17 protein-coding genes are annotated in these 19,131 nt (G+C 34.0%); 10 read left to right on the top strand and 7 right to left on the bottom strand.

Annotated features, from left to right (window positions below; translation table 11 throughout):
• The first annotated feature begins 10 nt into the window (after positions 1–10).
• From purC to purF, 3 genes are read left to right on the top strand one after another with little or no spacing between them, the layout of a single operon-like run.
• Positions 11–730 carry a phosphoribosylaminoimidazolesuccinocarboxamide synthase gene (gene purC, locus FOL89_RS10780; RefSeq protein WP_144282806.1) on the top strand — a complete coding sequence of 240 codons (720 nt, stop codon included), beginning with the start codon at positions 11–13 and terminating at the stop codon, positions 728–730.
• 37 nt (positions 731–767) lie between these two features.
• Entirely contained in the window at positions 768–1,148 is a 381-nt protein-coding gene (locus tag FOL89_RS10775; protein ID WP_144282805.1) for a four helix bundle protein, read from the top strand.
• 44 nt (positions 1,149–1,192) lie between these two features.
• The gene (purF, locus tag FOL89_RS10770; RefSeq protein ID WP_144282804.1) at positions 1,193–2,692 is read left to right on the top strand and encodes an amidophosphoribosyltransferase; all 1,500 of its coding nucleotides are present in this window, start codon (positions 1,193–1,195) and stop codon (positions 2,690–2,692) included.
• Between the two features lie 84 nt (positions 2,693–2,776).
• Here the strand turns inward: purF and FOL89_RS10765 are convergent, their stop codons facing one another.
• Complete coding sequence (locus FOL89_RS10765) at positions 2,777–3,649, bottom strand: mechanosensitive ion channel family protein (RefSeq protein ID WP_144282803.1); 873 nt, start codon at positions 3,647–3,649, stop codon at positions 2,777–2,779.
• A gap of 96 nt (positions 3,650–3,745) precedes the next feature.
• Here FOL89_RS10765 and FOL89_RS10760 point away from each other — a divergent pair, with 96 nt between their 5' ends.
• Entirely contained in the window at positions 3,746–4,381 is a 636-nt protein-coding gene (locus FOL89_RS10760) for a peroxiredoxin (RefSeq protein WP_144282802.1), read from the top strand.
• Between the two features lie 107 nt (positions 4,382–4,488).
• Here FOL89_RS10760 and FOL89_RS10755 read toward each other — a convergent pair whose 3' ends face one another.
• From FOL89_RS10755 to FOL89_RS10745, 3 genes are all read right to left on the bottom strand, one after another.
• Positions 4,489–5,079, bottom strand: coding sequence for a porin family protein (locus FOL89_RS10755; RefSeq protein ID WP_144282801.1), 591 nt, complete (start codon positions 5,077–5,079; stop codon positions 4,489–4,491).
• Positions 5,080–5,239: 160 nt separating this feature from the next.
• The gene (locus tag FOL89_RS10750; RefSeq protein WP_144282800.1) at positions 5,240–5,755 is read right to left on the bottom strand and encodes a hypothetical protein; all 516 of its coding nucleotides are present in this window, start codon (positions 5,753–5,755) and stop codon (positions 5,240–5,242) included.
• A gap of 84 nt (positions 5,756–5,839) precedes the next feature.
• Entirely contained in the window at positions 5,840–8,122 is a 2,283-nt protein-coding gene (locus tag FOL89_RS10745) for a TonB-dependent siderophore receptor (RefSeq protein WP_144282799.1), read from the bottom strand.
• Positions 8,123–8,300: 178 nt separating this feature from the next.
• On the opposite strand from FOL89_RS10745, the gene FOL89_RS10740 reads away from it, so the two are divergent.
• Positions 8,301–9,356: a Gfo/Idh/MocA family oxidoreductase gene (locus tag FOL89_RS10740; RefSeq protein WP_144282798.1), complete on the top strand. Its 1,056-nt coding sequence runs from the start codon at positions 8,301–8,303 to the stop codon at positions 9,354–9,356.
• Between the two features lie 106 nt (positions 9,357–9,462).
• Here the strand turns inward: FOL89_RS10740 and FOL89_RS10735 are convergent, their stop codons facing one another.
• Positions 9,463–11,361 (bottom strand): ABC-F family ATP-binding cassette domain-containing protein, encoded by a 1,899-nt coding sequence (locus FOL89_RS10735; RefSeq protein ID WP_144282797.1) that lies wholly within the window; start codon positions 11,359–11,361, stop codon positions 9,463–9,465.
• Positions 11,362–11,513: 152 nt separating this feature from the next.
• On the bottom strand, positions 11,514–12,728 hold the full coding sequence (locus FOL89_RS10730) for a cation:proton antiporter (RefSeq protein WP_144282796.1): 1,215 nt from the start codon (positions 12,726–12,728) through the stop codon (positions 11,514–11,516).
• A gap of 121 nt (positions 12,729–12,849) precedes the next feature.
• Between FOL89_RS10730 and FOL89_RS10725 the strand changes: the two genes are divergently transcribed.
• Positions 12,850–13,368, top strand: a complete 519-nt coding sequence (locus FOL89_RS10725) for a DUF1761 domain-containing protein (RefSeq protein WP_144282795.1) — start codon at positions 12,850–12,852, stop codon at positions 13,366–13,368.
• A gap of 40 nt (positions 13,369–13,408) precedes the next feature.
• On the top strand, positions 13,409–14,539 hold the full coding sequence (locus FOL89_RS10720) for an 8-amino-7-oxononanoate synthase (protein ID WP_144282794.1): 1,131 nt from the start codon (positions 13,409–13,411) through the stop codon (positions 14,537–14,539).
• Between the two features lie 162 nt (positions 14,540–14,701).
• On the opposite strand, the gene FOL89_RS10715 is transcribed toward FOL89_RS10720, so the two are convergent.
• Positions 14,702–16,303 (bottom strand): S8 family peptidase, encoded by a 1,602-nt coding sequence (locus tag FOL89_RS10715; protein ID WP_144282793.1) that lies wholly within the window; start codon positions 16,301–16,303, stop codon positions 14,702–14,704.
• Positions 16,304–16,449: 146 nt separating this feature from the next.
• On the opposite strand from FOL89_RS10715, the gene FOL89_RS10710 reads away from it, so the two are divergent.
• Genes FOL89_RS10710 through galE form a run of 3 tightly spaced genes read left to right on the top strand, consistent with a single transcriptional unit; the run spans position 16,450 to position 19,075 of the window.
• Entirely contained in the window at positions 16,450–17,574 is a 1,125-nt protein-coding gene (locus tag FOL89_RS10710; protein WP_144282792.1) for a DegT/DnrJ/EryC1/StrS family aminotransferase, read from the top strand.
• A 6-nt stretch (positions 17,575–17,580) separates the two neighbouring features.
• Positions 17,581–18,030 (top strand): hypothetical protein, encoded by a 450-nt coding sequence (locus FOL89_RS10705; protein WP_144282791.1) that lies wholly within the window; start codon positions 17,581–17,583, stop codon positions 18,028–18,030.
• 22 nt (positions 18,031–18,052) lie between these two features.
• Complete coding sequence (galE, locus tag FOL89_RS10700) at positions 18,053–19,075, top strand: UDP-glucose 4-epimerase GalE (RefSeq protein WP_144282790.1); 1,023 nt, start codon at positions 18,053–18,055, stop codon at positions 19,073–19,075.
• Positions 19,076–19,131 lie beyond the last annotated feature (56 nt).

Raw genomic sequence — 19,131 nt, 5'->3', positions numbered from 1 at the left:
AATTTTAGAAATGGAAAAGAAAGAAATGTTGTACGAAGGCAAAGCAAAACAGGTTTTTGCTACCGATAATCCTAATGAAGTAGTAGTACGTTTCAAAGACGATGCTACCGCATTTAATGCTCAGAAAAGAGGGTCTGTTGATTTGAAAGGAGAGATGAACAACGCAATCACCACTCTTATTTTTGAATACCTGAATGAAAAAGGGATTAGGACTCATTTCATTAAACAACTGAACGAAAGAGAGCAGTTGGTAAGAAAAGTATCTATCATTCCTTTGGAAATGGTGGTAAGAAACTATTCTGCGGGAAGCATGGCTCAAAGATTAGGAGTAGAAGAAGGAATTAAATCTCCGGTTACCATCTTCGATATCTGCTACAAAAAAGACGAATTGGGAGATCCGCTCATCAACGATCATCATGCTGTTTTCTTAGGCGCTGCAACGTATGAGGAGCTTGATGAAATGTATGAATTGACTTCAGACATCAACGAAATCCTGATTGATCTTTTCGACAAAATGAACATCATCTTAGTTGATTTTAAAATCGAATTAGGAAAAACGGCTGATGGTGAAATCATTCTCGCTGACGAAATTTCTCCTGATACTTGCAGACTTTGGGACAAAGATACCATGAAGAAGCTGGATAAAGACAGATTCAGAAGAGATCTTGGTGAAGTTACCGAAGCTTACGTTGAGATCTACAACAGATTGAAAACTTTACTTAATAAGTAAAGTTTGAGAAGTTAGAGGTTAGATATTAGAATTTAGTATGAAATCGCACCGAATTGAAGATTTGAAAGTTTGGAGTAAATCAATGACTTTAGTAAAAGAAGTTTATCTGGTTACTGCCGATTTGCCAAATGATGAAAGGTTTGGCTTACTTTCTCAAATCAGAAGATGTGCAGTTTCAATACCTTCAAATATTGCAGAAGGAGCAGGGAGAAATAGTAAAAATGAATTTTATCAATTTCTTGGGATTGCATTTGGGTCTACTTATGAATTACAGACTCAATTACAATTATTAATAGATTTAAATTTTATTTCTGAAACTAAGATAGTTCCTTTAAAAGCACTTTTAGCTGAGATACAGAAAATGATTTATTCATTAAAGACAAGTTTAAAAATTATAATTGAAGTTAACTTAGACTAATTTCTAACATCTAATATCTAACTTCTAATTTAGAAAAAATAAAAATGAAAAGTTTAGACATTCATAAAAGTGAATATTTAAAACAATTTGAAACTCAAACCTACGGAAGAAATCTTTTCAGAACGCAGGAAGAAGAAAGATTCGACGCTCCGAATGAGGAGTGTGGTATCTTCGGAATGTATTCTGATAATGATCTGGATACGTTTTCTCTTTCACAATTCGGGCTTTTTGCTCTACAGCACAGAGGGCAGGAAGCTTGTGGTATTTCCGTTCTGAAAGAAGGAAAAATCACCAACATGAAAGATGAAGGTTTGGTTTTGGATGTTTATAAAGAGATCGCAGATCCTGAAACTTTTATGGGAAATTCTGCCATCGGTCACACTCGTTACACGACGGCAGGAGACAAAAAGAAATATAATTTTCAGCCATTTTTCGCCAAAAACGAATATGATCAGATTATACTTTCGATCGCTCATAATGGTAACTTAACCAATGCGAGAGAATTAAAAACAGAATTGGAAGCTGAAGGTGTTGTCTTCAGAGCAACTTCAGATTCTGAGGTTATTTTAAGATTAATTCAGAAAAATCTTGATCTTGGACTTCGTGGAGCGATCAAAGCAACGATGGAAAAAATTGAAGGAGCATATTCTGTTGTCGGAATGACAAGAAACAAATTCTTTGCATTCAGAGATTTCAACGGAATCAGACCTTTGGTTTTGGGAGCAGTTGACGAAAAAACATACGTTGTAGCTTCAGAATCTGTAGCTTTAGACGCTGTGGGCGCTCAATATGTAAGAGATATTTTACCGGGAGAAATCATTTATACCAATGAAAACGAACCTGGAAAACTAAATTCTTATATGGTGAATGAAGAAAAAGGAAAACAAAGAATCTGTTCGTTTGAATATATTTACTTTGCAAGACCCGATTCTACATTAGAAAACATCAATGTTTACGAAATCAGAGAAAAATCCGGTGAGAAAATTTGGCATCAGGCTCCTGTGGAAGCAGATGTAGTGATTGGAGTTCCTGATTCGGGAGTTCCAGCTGCAATTGGTTTTTCTAAGGCTTCAGGAATTCCTTTCCGTCCTGTTTTAATTAAAAACAGATACATCGGAAGAAGTTTCATCGTACCGACTCAGGAAATGAGAGAAAGGGTAGTAAACCTGAAACTGAATCCTATTATTTCTGAAATCAAAGGTAAAAGAGTAGTGATCATTGACGATTCAATAGTTCGTGGAACTACTTCTAAGAGATTGGTTAAAATTCTGAAAGAAGCAGGAGTAAAAGAAATTCACTTCAGAAGTGTTTCTCCGCCGATTATTGCCCCTTGCTATTTAGGCATTGATACTCCTTCAAAAGATGATCTGATTTCTGCCAATATGACTACCGAAGAGCTGAGAAAATATCTGGGAGTTGATTCTTTAGAATTTTTGAGTGTTGAAAATTTAAAAGAAATTTTAGGCTCTGCCAATCACTGTTTCGGATGTTTTACAGAAGAATATCCGGTAGGAAAAGGTGAGGAAGTGGAATTATTTAATTAAAGATCAGATATTCATATTAAAAAAGTTTATTGAAATTGTTTCAATAAACTTTTTTGTTTTGACAAGGTTTTGAATGAGATAAAATTATTGATCATTTGTCAACGGATCACCCACGATATTAATGCTTGTAGGAGTTACCAAAGGAATTTTAATTTCGTCTAATTTTGTTTTTATCTGTGATAAAGCATTACTTCTCACTTGAATCATATTGGCGCCGATCGCGAGCCAAAATTTCACCTGTAAAGTAAAATTTCCCTGTTTGTAATTGGTAAAATTAACTTCTGCTGTTTCGGGACGGTCTGCATAAGGTAGATTTCTGATTACTTCTAAAATGCTATTTTGTGCTTTGTGAATATCTTCATCTGCAGGAATCTCGAAGTCTAATATAATCCTTCTTTGAGGAGATGCGGAAATATTATAAAAAGGAGCATTGAAAATAACCTGATTCGGAATATATGCTTTTTTGCCGTCGTCGGTAATGATTTTTGTGGTTAGAAAACCAATATCCTGCACCGTTCCGGAATAATTTCCTATTGTGATATAGTCCCCTGTTTTAAACGCTTTATCTATACCAATGAGCATTCCTGAAAACATGCTTGATACAAGATCTTTTAAAGCAACTCCGGCAATAATTCCTGCAACTCCCAAGCTCCCGATGAACTTCCACAATAAACTGCTGAATCCCATGATTTCAAGGGCTATAAAAGTTCCCAGAAGCATGATGATAAACCTAAAAATTCCGATGATAGTTACAACAGAGTCTTCCTTTTTACTATTGGGGAAAATTCTGTGCATAACATTTACTGCAGTTTTGCTCAGGTATTTACTAAACATCACGAAAAATGAAAATACAACTATCCCAACTATTAACTTTGGTGTAAACTGTGCAAATTTCACATACCAATTTTCCAATACCCGATAGATCATATCATAATAGCTGCGACTGGTTGTATCCATACCTTATTTTTTAGCAAAAATATAAAATATTCTTTGAATTATTTTGTCGGTTACAAAAAGTCTATTAAATTTGTAGACTAATAAAAACAAAATATTATGTCAATAAAATTAGGAGATACAGCACCGGACTTTAGCGCAGAATCCAGCTTGGGTACCATTGATTTTTACGAATACTTAGGAGATTCATGGGGAATTTTGTTTTCTCATCCGGCAGATTTTACGCCTGTCTGTACTACAGAGCTTGGCTTTACTTCAAAACTTCAGTCTGAATTTGAAAAAAAGAATACGAAAGTTATCGCATTAAGTGTAGATGGAGTAGAAGATCACATAAAATGGATTGAAGACATTAATGACACTCAGAATACACAAGTGCAGTTTCCTATTATAGCAGATAAAGATCGAAAAATTTCTGAACTGTATGATTTCATTCATCCGAATGCATCGGCTACGGCTACAGTTCGTTCTCTTTTAATTATTGATCCAGAAAAAAAAGTAAGGCTTATTATTACTTATCCGGCTTCAACAGGAAGAAATTTCAATGAAATTAACCGTGTTTTAGATTCGTTGCAATTGGTAGATTCATATAAAGTGGCAACTCCTGTTAACTGGACAGATGGTGATGATGTAATTATTCCGCCTGCTGTTTCTACTGCTGATGCCGAAAAACTTTATCCAAAAGGAGTGAAAGAAATCAGACCGTATTTGAGATATACACCTCAACCCAATAAATAGTCATTGGTTTTTTATTTATTATATAGTTTAGTTTTAATTGAAAAAAGCGATTCGGAAATTTCCGAACCGCTTTTGACTGTGTTTATTTTGTAATAGTTTATTTAATATTACTGAGCATCATTTGCGATCTGCTTAGCTTTTGATGTCGGGATAAAGATACTGAAACCAACATTGAAAGAAATGTTAGAGTTCAAACCTTCACTACCAAAACCTGTTTGTCCTCTGTATTTTACCAAACCTTCTAAACCGATGTTCGGAGTAATAAAGTAAGAATAACCAGGACCTACACCAAAGTCGAAACCTGTTGTAGAGTTTCCGTTTTCTACACTACGACCTCCTAAACCTGCATTAGCTTCGAAGAACCAACGACCGTGATTTAATAAGTTATCAACTCCTTTTTCGCCTGGTGAAAGATAATATCTACCTAAACCACCAACTCCATAAATGAATTCTGTAGGGCTGCCATTGGTTACTTTATTAAAACCTAGGTCTACATATCCACCGACAGCAACATTGTCTTCAATAAAATATGCTCCTCTTGGCTGAATCTGAATATTATATCCACCTCCTGTATTGAGTCCGAAATTACTTGAAATCAAGCTACTTCCAACCATCCAGTTACCTCTTTGAATTTGTGCATTGGCTGTTGTAGCTAATCCTGCAACGGCTAATATTCCTGTAAGAATTAGTTTTTTCATAATTTATAATTTTAATAATTAATGTTTACTATTTTGAATAAATCATGAAACGCAATTAATGTGCCAAACCCTCTTGTTTTAAAGCTTTTCAGCATAAAATATTGATTCTGGCATAATAAATTTATATAATAATTGAAGGTATTTTTTATGATATGATAATTTAAATTAACAATAAAATTGCAGCAGCAATAATTCCGGCAACCGTAAATTTGACTCCTCGTCTGAACGCTTTACTTTTTGGGTTAAACATCCAAAAGCTGGATATCACAAAGAAAAAAAGACAAATGCCGAAAAATGCATTTAAAGGTGAAAGTCTGTCTTTAGATTGAGCTTTGTGAAGCTTTGTCATTTTATCTAAAACAAAAGGGAGCTCTTTTTTTGTATATTTTGCCTGTCCGGTTACAATGTTATAAGTTCCCTGTTTAAATTTGAGAACGGTTCCTTCTGTTTTTTGAACCTCAAGATTCTTTATTTTAAGTTCTTTTCCAAGAGCTTTTTCATCAAGATTTTTTTCAATGATTTTGTCATATTTTTTTTCTTTTTTCAGAAAATCAGTGTCTCTGTAGATGAGAAGAACACCACTTACAGCATATATTGTCATAATTCCTGCCATAAAATACCCTAAATATCGGTGTGTAACTCTCATGAAACTTCTTGTGTCTTTGATCTTATCCATATATGTTGTTTTTATTTTAAATCTTAAAAGTGGAAACTGCAAAAATGCAGTTCCCACTTTTTCTAATGATGTATTTTGTTAAGCTTAAAGTTTATAAGTTAATGTGAAATAATAATTTCTTGGTGCAATCGGGTTTACCGAATAATTTTCGTGAACATTATAGTTTACAGTATCAAAAAGATTACCTACTCTTGCCTGAATCATGAATTTTCTCCATTCATAAGCGGCTGATAATGATGCGGTAGTATAATCTCTCAATTCGAAAACTCTGCTGATTCCGTTTCTTTTTTGTAAGCTGTTGTTACCGGTTTTCGTATCATTCCAGCCTGCAAGCCTGTTACCAATGTAATATATTCCGGCTCCTAATTTTAATCCCGGAACAAGTTTTGTGAATTTATAAAATACAGACGCATTTGCCGTTGTAGCAGGAGTTCTTACCAGTCTTTGATTTTCAACATATCCAAACATTTCCGGAGTATCCAGATAAATAGAATTATTGTATGAAAAACCACCAATAATGGACAAATTCTCATTAGGATTTCCTGTAATATCCAATTCAACACCACGGCTTCTCATTTTTCCTGCAAAATCTTTTGTAAGTCCTGTAGGATCTATCGGATTCCCATTGTCATCTAATGCATTCTGATAATAATTTCTATATAAAATCTGATATACCGTCAGGTTAACTGCTAAAGCGTTATTCCAAAGATTTTTTTTGACACCCACCTCATATTGATCAATATTAGTTGGAGTAAGAGCTTCATCATTTCTTAGTTTACCAACATTGGCAGCAAATGAATTGGTATATGTTGCAAATGCTGAAAAATTATCATTAGGCATATATACAAAGCCTAGTTTCGGGGATAGTGCATAATCTGAAGAAGCAGAATTATCTACAAGCTTTTTAACGGCTTTAGAGTCAATATCTATCAGACCATTTTTTTCTGTTTTGAATTCGGTGCTAATGGTGGGCATATTTTCAATATATGACCATCGTAATCCGGCAATTACTTTGAGTTCTTTGGTAAGGCTCACAAAATCCTGAGCGTAAACACCAATTCTTCTAGTATTGATTCTTGTTTTTTTCAGTTTTTCTGAATCAGGCATACTTCCGGCTACCCATGATTCAGGATCGTCAAGATAAAGCAGACCATTGCTATTTCCATCGGTTCCGTAAAGATAACTTGTTCCGTACGCACGTCTGTTGGAAGGATTGTAATAGCTATAAGCATCAGCTGTACCATAATCTGCATCAGTTCCGAATAATACTTTATGGTTAATTTTTCCGGTATTAAACTCTCCATTCAGATTAATCTGTGCAGAAGTATAGTTTTGTTCGTTATATGTTCTGTTCAACGGTCTTTTCCATGTCAGTCTGTCACTTACATACCCCCACTGAATTCTTTCTGTAGAAAAATAATCTTTTGTATAATTCTGGTAAGAAGCTGTAGCATTTAAAGTCCATTTTTCATTGAGTTGGTGGTTGAAGGTTACATTGGTAGTAGCCTGTTCCACATTTTGAAATTGCCAGTCTGTTCCTAAAAATGCATTTCTCGGAAGGAGATTATTTAGCTTAAAAGTATATCCGTCACGTTCCGTAATGGTTCCGATGCCAAAATCCGGAGTGAAATCGTTCTTGAGATAATCTGCTTCAATAATTAACTGCGATTTGTCACTTAAATTAAAAAGAAACGAAGGATTAAAATAATATTTTTCCGATTGTACTACATCTCTGAAACTTTCTGCATACTCATAAGTACCATTAACTCTGAAGGCAATATTTTTTGAAAGCGGACCATAAATATCGACCATCGGCTTATAAGAATTCCAGCTTCCTGCATTCATTCCCACACTTCCTCCGAAATTAAATCTCGGTTTTTTGGTAATCATATTGATAACACCACCTGCTGCGGTATTTCCGTACAACATTGCATTAGCACCTTTTAGGACTTCCACTCTTTCCAGACCTGTTACTTCAGGAAAAATGCCGCTGTTGACTCTGGAACCATTCTTGAAAATATTGTCATTTCCTAAAATAAAACCTCTTCCTCCAAAGCTGTCCTGTGAATTTCCTCTTGAGGAAGTTACATAAATACCATTTACATTCTGAAGAACGTCACTCAGCTGCTTTGCCTGCTGTTGCTCAATAATTTCATGAGTTACGATAGAAATTGGCTGAGGAGTTTCCATCATCGTGAGATTAGACTTTGTAGATAATGGTCTCGCCTTGTTGGGGTTTCCTGTTTTATGAAGATTTACATCTTCAATAGTTTGAATTCTGAGAGTATCATTTTCAATATATTTCAGCTGCGCATCCAAAGAAATGGCTGCGAATATTAATCCTATTGTTGCAAGCTGCTTTTTCATGTTCGTTTTATTGTTATTTAGAGTAGTTTTAAATAATGCGCAAATGTAAATCATTATTTAGAATTAATAAAAACTATAAAATGATATTTGTCATTAATTGATTATTTAGAAAGACGATGTTTCCTGTTTTTATCAGGATTTAAGGGGAATTATAAATATCTTTGTTAAAAATTAGATTATGCAATTGGTAAAAGCCGGGCTTTGTGCATTTGGAATGAGTGGAAAAGTTTTTCATGCTCCGTTTTTGAAGGAACATCCGGGATTTTTTATTTCAGCGATTGTTGAAAGAAGTAAAGAACAATCCAAAGAAAAATATCCCGACGCAACTATTTACCGTTCGGTAGAAGAGATGCTGAATCATGCAGATATTGATCTGGTTATCGTAAATACTCCCGTTCAGACTCATTTTGATTTTGTAAAAAAAGCTTTAGAATCAGGAAAAAATGTTATTGTTGAAAAACCTTTTACTGTAGATGCTGCCGAAGCTGAAGAGCTTTTCAGGCTATCACAGGAAAAAGGCTTGTTTTTAAGTGTTTATCAAAACAGAAGATTTGACAGAGATTTTCTAAAAGTAAAAGAAATTATTTCTGGCGGAAAACTTGGAGAATTAAAGGAAGCAGAAATTCGTTTCGACAGATTCAGAACTGAAGCCGGAGGTAAAGAACATAAAGAAAGCCCGCTACATAAAGGATCAGGAACACTTCATGATTTAGGAGCACATCTTATAGATCAGGCAACTTTACTTTTTGGATTTCCTGACAAGGTTTTTGCTGATGTTTTCTCTATGAAAGGAGAAGGTTTTGCCAATGATTATTTTGAAATTTTACTCTATTATAAAAATCACTTTATTGTAAGATTAAAATCAAGTACATTTTCTAAGGAAGCCCACTATGCTTATAGTTTTCACGGATCTAAAGGCAGTTTTTTGCAGGAACGAAGTGATAATCAGGAAAACGAACTGGTTGCAGGTGCCACTCCGGTTTACGGAAAAGAATGGACACAGCCTTTAGAACAATACGATGGAATTCTGAATTTTATTAATGAAAATCAAAAAACCGAAAGAATTCTGACTTTTAGTGAACCCGGAAATTATATGAATTATTATCAGGAGATTTACGAACATATTGTTTTTGGATATCCGCTTCCGTCACCTGCCGAAGAAATTATTCAGAATATGAAAATTATTGAAGCCGCAATGGAAAGTGCCAAACAAGAAAAAGTGGTTTATTTATAAGGTTTTAGAGCAGCGTAAGAGACTTATATTTATCCCGAAAAATTGATAATAAATTTTTTTGCTCTAAAATTTTTATTGTTTTAGACAGTCAAACTTTCTCTCTCAATTATGCTTCTCCTAAAATCTCCTGAAGTTCAAGCCATCTCATTTCGTGATTTTCAAGCTTTTCTGACACAGCTTCGAGGGCTGCAGATAAACTTGCTATTTTTTCGTAATCGGCTTCGTTATTAAGTTTTTCTAATATCTCGGCTCTGTTTTTTTCAAAATCAGGTATTTCTTTTTCAATGGTTTCCAGTTCGCGCTGTTCTTTGAAAGAAAGTTTCTTTTTTGTCGTCACCAAAGTACTGGCTGCAGTAAGTTTCTTTTCAGGAGTTTCAGTTTTATCTTTATCTTCAGCTTTTTGGTTCACCGATTCTGTTTTTTTACTTTCTCTGTATTCAGAAAAGTTTCCTGTAAAGTCTTTGATTTTTCCGTTACCTTCAAATGCCAGAATATGATCTACGATTCTATCCATAAAATAGCGGTCATGGGAAACGATAATCAGTGACCCCTGAAATTGCTGTAGAAAGTTTTCTAATACCGTTAAAGTAGGAAGATCAAGATCATTGGTAGGTTCGTCAAAAATTAAAAAATTGGGATTCTGATATAAAATATACATCAAATGCAGTCGTCTTTTTTCCCCACCTGAAAGTTTGGAAATAGGAGAGTACTGCGTTTGGTCATCAAATAAGAATAATCTTAAAAACTGTGATGCAGAAAGGCTTTTTCCATTGGCTAAAGGATAATGTTCTGCTACTTCTCTGATGAAGTCTATCACTCTTTCATCTTCTTTATACTGAAAACCTTTTTGTGAAAAATACCCAAAATGAATGGTTTCTCCTGTTTCAATTTCTCCTTTATTGGCTTTTTCAAATCCTTGGATAATATTGAGTAAGGTAGATTTTCCGGCTCCGTTTTTTCCTACAATACCTACTTTTTCACCTCTCTGGAAAGAATAACTGAAGTCTTTTAGCAATACTTTATCTCCAAAACTTTTATCAATATTTTTGAGTTCTAAGATTTTGTTTCCTAATCTTTTCATTTCAAAATCAAGTTCTAAACCTTGTTTTCTGGTGTCGGTTTTAGCTACTTTTTCTGTTTCGTAGAAAGAATCAATTCGGGATTTTGACTTGGTCGTTCTGGCTTTTGGCTGTCTTCTCATCCATTCCAGTTCTTTTCTGTATAAATTGTTTGCTTTATCAATGGTAGCATTGAGGTTATCTTCCCGAATCATTTTATTCTCAAGATAGGTTGCATAAGCACCGTTATGAACATATAAATTCTGATCTTCCATTTCCCAGATGGTATCACATACACTGTCGAGAAAATAACGGTCGTGGGTAACAAGAAGTAATGTTATTTTTGCCTTGTTCAGATAGTTTTCCAGCCATTCTACCATTTCTACGTCCAGGTGATTGGTTGGCTCATCCATGATCAATAGAGTATGGCGGTGTTCAGCTCTGGTCTCTGTTAAAAGTTTGGCTAAAGCCACACGTTTAATCTGCCCACCCGAAAGATTTCCCATTTTGGCATTCAGGTCTGTAATTTTAAGCTGAGAAAGAATCTGTTTCATTTCATTTTCCAAATCCCATGCTTTATGCACTTCCATTTCAGCTAAGGCATTTTCTATAAAATCGGTATCTGTAGAATTTAGAGATTGATGGTAGTTTTTCAATGCCTGAATCGGTTCAGAATCCAGCGTCATCATATACTCATCAATGGTGAGCTGAGAATCGAAATCTATTTCCTGATCGAATAAAACTACCTGAATATCTTTGTTGATAATCACAGTTCCGCTGTCGGCGATTTCTTTACCCATCAGAATTTTCAGAAGAGTAGATTTTCCGCTGCCGTTTTTGGCTACAATGGCAATTTTATCCCCTTCATTAATATTAAAACTAATGTTTTTAAATAAAGTTTTTATTCCGTACGATTTGGTAAGATTCTCAGCAGCAACGTAATTCATCAGATATACAAATTTTGTGGCACAAAAGTACAAAATATAAAAATCTGCCCCACAACAAAAATCATTTACTTTTGATGATTATTGTTTAAACATAAGCTTAATTATGCCAATTAACCTTAAAAGAAATCAATATTAAATATGGAAAATAAAGACTAATCTGCCTTTTTCATCGCTTTGTTTGCTGTAAATCCGTGTATAGCAATTGAAAGAAGAATGGTAAACAAAACCAATGTCCACAGTTCATTTTTATTTTCAAAATCAAATTTAGTAAAAGCAAAAGAAAGATAAAATACAGAACCCATTCCCCTGATTCCGAAAAAACCGACTATAAGTTGATCCCTAAAATTAAGTGAGCTTTTTCTGAGTGCTAACCAGCCGAAAAATGGTCTTATGATCAGTAAAAATATAAGAGCGAATGCCAATGTCTGCCATGTTATATTTTCTAAACTCCCCATGGCTACGCTACCTCCAAGAAGAATAAGCAAAATACAAAGCAAAAGTCTTTCTATCTGATCAGTAAATGAGTGAAGCTCCTCATGATATTCATGTTTTTTTTCGTAGTGACGAAAGGTAATCGCACATACAAAGACTGCAATAAAGCCATATCCATAGATGAGTTCTGTACATCCATAAACCAAAAGTGTTGTCGCTAAAGCAAGAAGTCCGTCACTGGTTTTTAGAAAGCTGTGCTTTTTTGAAGCAGCAAATACAATATATCCTAAAATCTTTCCGGTTATAAATCCAAGGAAGACTCCTACAGCGATACGGTAAATTACGTCATAAGTAAACCATTTTAAAAAGCTAACATTCTGTCCCGACATTGAAAATCCGATCACTATCGCAAGCCATGAAAATGGAAATGCTACCCCATCATTTATTCCGGCTTCTGCTGTAAGAATAAATTTGGTTTTACTTGTATATTTTTCGTTAGGAGGTCCTACTTGCACATCAGAAGCCAAAACAGGATCTGTAGGAGCAAGAACAGCTCCCAGTAAAACCGCAGAAGCCAAACTCAGTCCTAATATATAGTGTCCTAAAAAAAATACAGCAGTAACACATAATATCAGCGTGATAAAGACCAGCTTCAGTGGAGACGACCAGTTTTTGAAAGAAAATTTCTGATCAATTTTTAATCCTGTACCCATTAAAGAAATAATGACAATGAGCTCAGAAAGATGCAGGGTAAAATCCAGATTATCTGCAGGAATCGGATTGGGTAAATGTTGTGGAAAAAGTAAATAAATGATGTATCCAAATAACACATAAAATACAGAATATGAAATTCCTGTATACTGAGATAATTTTGGCATCCAAACCATCAAAAATACTGCAATTCCTGCAAAGGTCAATATCAATACATAATCCATCCTGTAATTTAAAGCTCATTTTAAATTATGTGTAAGCAAGTTTTCAGCCATAATACATAACAATAGTGTTGGTAAGATTGATTTTTAATGTAAATTTGAACACTAACTAAAAACTTAAGCGATGGTACAAATTAATTTTCTGGCAATACTTTTTGCGGCTTTTATTCCTTTAATAACAGGATTTATCTGGTATAACCCCAAATTTTTCGGAAATGCATGGATGAAAGAATCCGGATTGACCCAAGAGAAAATAAAAAGCAGCAATATGGGAGTTATATTTATTCTCTCAGTTATTTTATCTTTAATGATTGGGATGTTTCTTCAGTTTGTGACGATTCATCAATTCGGAGCTTTGGGGATGATTGGAGGTGACGAAGCTCTTGCAAAACCATCTTACATCGTATTTATGAATGATTACGGAACAGCTTTCAGATCATTCGGACATGGCGCGCTTCATTCATTTATGACAGGAATTATGTTTGTTTTGCCAATGCTTGCAATTAATGCAATGTTCGAGAGAAAATCTTGGAAATATATTTTGATTAATACCGGTTATTGGACTTTAACTATTACCTTAATGGGCGGAATCATCTGCGGTTGGTATGCAATTGATGGTTTTAATTGGGTAACTCAAAAATAAAGAGATTGCAATTTAAAAACTAGATTTGCAGTCTTTTTGTATGGCTTATCATTTTAAAATTTTTAAATCTGTTTCAGAATTTCCGGATGACTGGGATTTTGTTATCGGGCAATATAACATTATGTTGTCCAAATCCTATTTTTATGCATTAGAAGAATCCAAACCGGAGAATATGAAATGTGCTTTTACCGGTTTTTTTGATGACAATCAATTGATAGGAGGAGCTTTGATTCAGTATTTAAGCTTTACAGAACATCAGTCTTTTCAGAAAAATGAAATTTTGTGCAGCATCAGAAATTTTATTACAAAAAAGTTTATTAGAGATTTATTGATTCTTGGAAATAATATGCTTACCGGGCAAAACGGATTTTATTTTAATTCTTCAAAAATCTCATCAGAAAAATCAATGCTGTTATTACGTGAATCTGTAGCTACGTTTCAACAGCTATTTGATAAGCCATCTCTTGTTATTTTTAAAGATTACCAGAGAGGTTTTTTAAAGCATTTTGAAACAAAAAAATTTGAAAAATATTACAGATTTTCTGTTCAGCCCAATATGATTTTAAAGATCAGGGAAGAATGGAAGACTATAGAAAACTATTCTCAGGATTTTTCTAAAAAATACAGAGCAAGATTTAAATCTGCTAAAAAAAAGCTGGATGGCATTCAGAAATTTGAATTGAGTTTTCAACAGATAAAAAAATATCAGCATGATATGAACTCTTTGTATCATAACGTAGCCGAAAATGTACCCTTCAATACATTTTTTCTTTGCGAAAATCATTTTGAAACGATGAAATTCTATTTAGATCAACAATTCAGGGTTTTTGGTTATTTTTTAGATGAAAAGCTGATCGGTTTTTATACCTTGATCATTAATAATGAAGATATTGATACCTATTTTCTTGGATATGATAAAGAAATTCAGAAAGAGAAACAGATTTATCTGAATATGCTTTTTGATATGGTAGAATTTGGAATTGAAAACCGTTTTGACAGAATCATCTTTGGGAGAACAGCTTTGGAAATAAAATCTACCATTGGTGCAGAACCTGTTGAAATTTTCGGATTAATACAACATCATAATAAAGCTGTCAATCTTTTCATGGATAAAATTTTTTCGTCACTCAATCCAAAAACTGAGTGGATCCAAAGAAAACCATTCAAATAAAACTATTTTTGATTTGAATTAAAATTCAACTACAACTTACTTTCGACAATTTATCATACCTGAAAAAACTTCTGTTCTCTGCTAAGCAGTAACGAACAAACAAAGATTAAAAACTAAGACTATTCATCAGATTAAATAAGCATCGCTAATTGCTTTGAGAAATTATTCTTTGATAAACTTTTCATAATAAACATTATTTTTAGTTTTAATTTTAAGGTAATAGATTCCTTTTGCAAAGTCTTCCATCTGAATTGATTTTTGATCAGATTTTATAATAAATCTTCCCAAATTATCATAGACTTCAGCTGCAATTACATCTTCTGCTGTTGCAATGTTCAGAATGGTTTTTACAGGGTTTGGAAAAATGGCAATTTTATTTTGCTGTACAAGTTCAGAAGTGTTGAGTGTAGAATTGTAAAAATTGCCGAAATTTAAAATTCCATATCCCATCTGATCAGTGTGGGCAGGATAAAGAGAAGCGGTCTGCCGCAGTTTAGTTCTCATCAAGTCTCTGTTCATGGCAGGAAATGCCTGTATAAGACAAGCAACACCGCCTGCAGCAACAGGAGTTGAGAGAGAAGTTCCGGTAGAAGTGGTCACAGTATTATTGTTAACTGTTACCGTATTGGTTCCTCTTGCACTTGCATCAGGTTTTACAGCTCCGAGAGAATTCGGTCCGTAAGAAGAAAATCCTGAAGAATTTCCTGCTGAATCTACCGCTCCGATAGTAAAAACCTTGGTGTTATCTGCCGGTGTTGTAAGATAATGCCACGAGTTCTGACCAGAATTGCCTGCTGCAAATAAAACAAAAATCCCTTTATTGACTGCAATTTCGCTTCCTCTTGCAATGAAAGATGTTGATCCGTTTAGATGAGCGTACGTATAATTGTATTTTGGGTCATCAAAAATATTGTAACCCAGAGAAGTTGTAATAATATCTACCCCCTTTCTATCGGCTTCTTCAGCAGCTTCAATCCAGTATAATTCTTCTTCAGGAATCTCAACAGCTGCATTTTCACTTCTATAAAGATAAAAATCAGCATCAGGAGCAGAACCCACAAACGAATCCGTAATATATCCGCCAATTGTTCCTAAAACAATTGTTCCGTGATAATTGAGAGAAGGATTATAAATATCATTGTTTTTCGCTACAAAATCATAGCCTCCTTTAATTTTATTTTGAGTCCATAATCTTGAAAATGCCGAGCCGGTATCAACGGTAGGGAATCCGGTATCAATAACGGCAATGGTAATTCCTGTTCCTGTATATCCTGCAAGATGAAGAGGTCTGAGATTAATCTGATCAATCTGTTCGGAACCTGCGCCATACCCGAAAACCGTTAATTTTTTTTGTTGGGCTTCAAACTCAGACCATTTATTGGTTGTCTGAGTTTTTAAAATTAATGAAGAATTTTTAGCAAAACTTTCAACAGATTGCACGAAAGGCTGAGCTTTTATAATATTTACCTGAGCCTGATTGGCATTAACGGCAACACCATTCAGCCATTTTGAATAATCGGTAATAGTGAATCCCAGGTTTTGTAAATTTTGTATATAAGATTGCTCAATAGGAGCATCCTGGTCATTAAGCGGAATTCCCAGTGCAGTTCTCCTGTCCAGTGATTTTTGAGTAAGCTCAGAAAGAGGATTGGCATAAAACGCAGCTTTGTTCGGTTTTCCTGTAAAGTAGACAAACACCAATTCTGATTGTGCGAATAAAGTGGAGTAACCCGCTAAAAAACAAAAGAATAAAAACTTTTTCATCTTATAATTTTGCATAAAGATAAAACAAAATCAATAAAATTTTTGACAGGATTTTAAATTCCTTATTTTTACACAAATATTTATTGATAAACCCGCACACATTTTAAACTGAAATTGGGCGGCATTTTCAAAAAAATTATAAGAATATGAAGAAAATTCAGATGGTTGACTTACAAAGTCAGTATTACAAAATAAAAAATGATGTAGATAATGCGGTTCTTAATGTGATGGATTCTGCTGCTTTTATCAACGGACCTGAAGTAAAGCTTTTTCAAAACGAACTGGAAACTTATCTGGATGTAAAACACGTAATTCCTTGTGCCAACGGAACAGATGCTTTGCAGATTGCTTTGATGGCTCTTGATCTGAAGGAAGGTGACGAAATAATTACTTCAGATTTTACTTTTGCCGCCACGGTTGAAGTGATTCATTTATTAAAGCTTAAATCGGTTTTAGTGGATGTAGATTACGATACTTTTACCATCTCGACTGAGGCTATTAAAAAAGCTATTACTCCTAGAACAAAAGCCATTATTCCTGTACATCTTTTCGGGCAGTGCGCCAATATGGAAGAAGTTTTGAGAATTGCAGAAGAAAATAATCTTTTTGTAATTGAAGATAATGCACAGGCAATTGGCTCAGAATTTACTTTTTCAGACGGAACGGTAAAAAAAGCGGGAACCATGTCTACTGTAGGAACAACTTCTTTTTTTCCTTCTAAAAATTTAGGATGTTACGGAGATGGAGGTGCAATTTTCACGAATAACGATGATTTGGCTCATAGATTAAGAGGAATTGTCAATCATGGGATGTATGAAAGATATTATCATGATGAAGTTGGAGTAAATTCCCGATTAGATAGTGTTCAGGCTGCGATTTTGAGAAAAAAACTTCCCCATTTGGATACTTACAATGATGCAAGAAGAAAAGCGGCAGATTTTTATGATGAAGCTTTCGCAGGGAATGAAAATATTCTGACTCCCAAAAGAGCCGAATACTCAACCCACGTATTTCATCAATATACTTTGAGAATCCTGAATGGAAAACGAAATGAACTGCAGAAATTTTTAACTGAAAAAGAAATTCCTGCAATGATCTATTATCCTGTGGCTTTAAGAAAGCAAAAAGCGTATTATCAGGAAAGTAATGATGCTGATTTTGTAAATACAGATAAGCTTCTGGATCAGGTAATTTCGCTTCCGATGCATACAGAATTGGATGAAGAGCAGCTGAAGTATATTACGGACGCGGTCTTAGAGTTTATGGAATAACGACAAATGAGAAAAGATTTTTTTTTAAGCGGACGAAAATATAAATTATTTTTAGGATTCCATTTCTTACTTGTCGTAATTTATGCATTGTTTCTTACATATGTTTTAAAAAGTTATGGCTCCTCAATGGACAATCACTACAATGAAGATCGTTTATTAACTATTGGTAAATTCTCTTTTTATGTTGCAGCTAATTTAATTTGTACTTTATTGCTTTACTATCAAGCTAAAATAACAAAACTTATACTTAATATTTTTGCTGGATTAATTGGTGCTTTGATTTTATATGCTCAGTTCACTTTACTTAAAAATTATGAAAATAACGCGTATTTTAATTTATTAATTACTTTTAATTTATTTGTATGCGTCTTCATCATCTTGTATATCGTTTATTTAAATGTTAATAAGAAAAAGAAAAATTCGACCAATGAAATAGATACAATTGGCATCAATTAAAATAAAAAACATAAGCAAAAAAATGGCAATACTCGTCACAGGCGGACTCGGATATATCGGTTCTCACACCGTTGTAGAACTCATCAATAACAATTTTGAAGTGATAATCGTAGATGATTTATCCAATTCAGAAAAATTTATTTTACATAATATAGAAGAAATTACAGGTAAAAAACCTGTTTTTTATCCTTTTGATTTAAAAAGAAAAGAACTTCTTACTCAGGTTTTTGAAGCCCATCAGATTGACGGATGCATCAATTTTGCTGCTTTTAAAGCAGTAGGAGAGAGCCAGGAAAAACCAATTGATTATTATGAAAATAATTTATTTTCGCTGATTAATATTCTTCAGGAATTTAAATCAAGAAATATTTCTAACTTTATCTTCAGTTCATCATGCACGGTTTACGGACAAGCGGATGTTATGCCAATTGATGAAAATACTCCGCTTAAAATGCCGGAAAGTGTTTATGGCAAAACAAAACAGATGGGAGAAGAGATTCTTAAAGACTTTGCAGTGGGTTACCAGAAAAAGATATGTCTTTTAAGATACTTTAATCCGATTGGTGCTCATCCATCGGCTTTGTTGGGAGAATTACCGATTGGAATTCCCAATAATCTGGTTCCTTATGTAATGCAGACGGCAGCCGGAATTCGTGAAACACTAAGTGTTTGGGGAAATGATTATCCTACTGAAGACGGAACAGCGATCAGAGATTATATTTATGTAGTGGATCTTGCAAAAGCTCACGTTGCAGCACTGAAGAATCTGATGAATAAAAAATCTGATGAAACAGTTGTTGATGTTTTCAATTTGGGAACCGGAAAGGGTTCATCTGTGCTGGAAGTTGTACACGCTTTTGAAAAAGCAAACGATGTTTCAGTTCCTTACCAGATTTGCGATAGGAGAGAAGGAGATATTACAATCGCTTACGCCAACGCAGATAAAGCAGAAAAAGAGTTAAAATGGAAATCAGAAACCTCTTTGGAACATGCTTTGAGGACAGTGTGGGAATGGCAGAAATATTTGCAGTCAAGAAATAATTAATATTAAAATAAGAATGAGGAAATTTATATTATTGATGAAAAATTCCTCAAATTGAA

Source organism: Chryseobacterium echinoideorum, from assembly GCF_007474535.1.
Lineage (GTDB): Bacteria > Bacteroidota > Bacteroidia > Flavobacteriales > Weeksellaceae > Chryseobacterium > Chryseobacterium echinoideorum.
The sequence above is the reverse complement of the archived record's forward strand: the minus strand, read 5'-3'. Positions and strand labels throughout refer to the sequence as shown.

Coding starts and splice junctions, on each gene's coding strand:
- purC (WP_144282806.1), top strand. CDS start 11: ATGGAAAAGAAAGAAATGTTGTACGAAGGCAAAGCAAAACAGGTTTTT.
- FOL89_RS10775 (WP_144282805.1), top strand. CDS start 768: ATGAAATCGCACCGAATTGAAGATTTGAAAGTTTGGAGTAAATCAATG.
- purF (WP_144282804.1), top strand. CDS start 1,193: ATGAAAAGTTTAGACATTCATAAAAGTGAATATTTAAAACAATTTGAA.
- FOL89_RS10765 (WP_144282803.1), bottom strand. CDS start 3,649: ATGGATACAACCAGTCGCAGCTATTATGATATGATCTATCGGGTATTG.
- FOL89_RS10760 (WP_144282802.1), top strand. CDS start 3,746: ATGTCAATAAAATTAGGAGATACAGCACCGGACTTTAGCGCAGAATCC.
- FOL89_RS10755 (WP_144282801.1), bottom strand. CDS start 5,079: ATGAAAAAACTAATTCTTACAGGAATATTAGCCGTTGCAGGATTAGCT.
- FOL89_RS10750 (WP_144282800.1), bottom strand. CDS start 5,755: ATGGATAAGATCAAAGACACAAGAAGTTTCATGAGAGTTACACACCGA.
- FOL89_RS10745 (WP_144282799.1), bottom strand. CDS start 8,122: ATGAAAAAGCAGCTTGCAACAATAGGATTAATATTCGCAGCCATTTCT.
- FOL89_RS10740 (WP_144282798.1), top strand. CDS start 8,301: ATGCAATTGGTAAAAGCCGGGCTTTGTGCATTTGGAATGAGTGGAAAA.
- FOL89_RS10735 (WP_144282797.1), bottom strand. CDS start 11,361: ATGAATTACGTTGCTGCTGAGAATCTTACCAAATCGTACGGAATAAAA.
- FOL89_RS10730 (WP_144282796.1), bottom strand. CDS start 12,728: ATGGATTATGTATTGATATTGACCTTTGCAGGAATTGCAGTATTTTTG.
- FOL89_RS10725 (WP_144282795.1), top strand. CDS start 12,850: ATGGTACAAATTAATTTTCTGGCAATACTTTTTGCGGCTTTTATTCCT.
- FOL89_RS10720 (WP_144282794.1), top strand. CDS start 13,409: ATGGCTTATCATTTTAAAATTTTTAAATCTGTTTCAGAATTTCCGGAT.
- FOL89_RS10715 (WP_144282793.1), bottom strand. CDS start 16,303: ATGAAAAAGTTTTTATTCTTTTGTTTTTTAGCGGGTTACTCCACTTTA.
- FOL89_RS10710 (WP_144282792.1), top strand. CDS start 16,450: ATGAAGAAAATTCAGATGGTTGACTTACAAAGTCAGTATTACAAAATA.
- FOL89_RS10705 (WP_144282791.1), top strand. CDS start 17,581: ATGAGAAAAGATTTTTTTTTAAGCGGACGAAAATATAAATTATTTTTA.
- galE (WP_144282790.1), top strand. CDS start 18,053: ATGGCAATACTCGTCACAGGCGGACTCGGATATATCGGTTCTCACACC.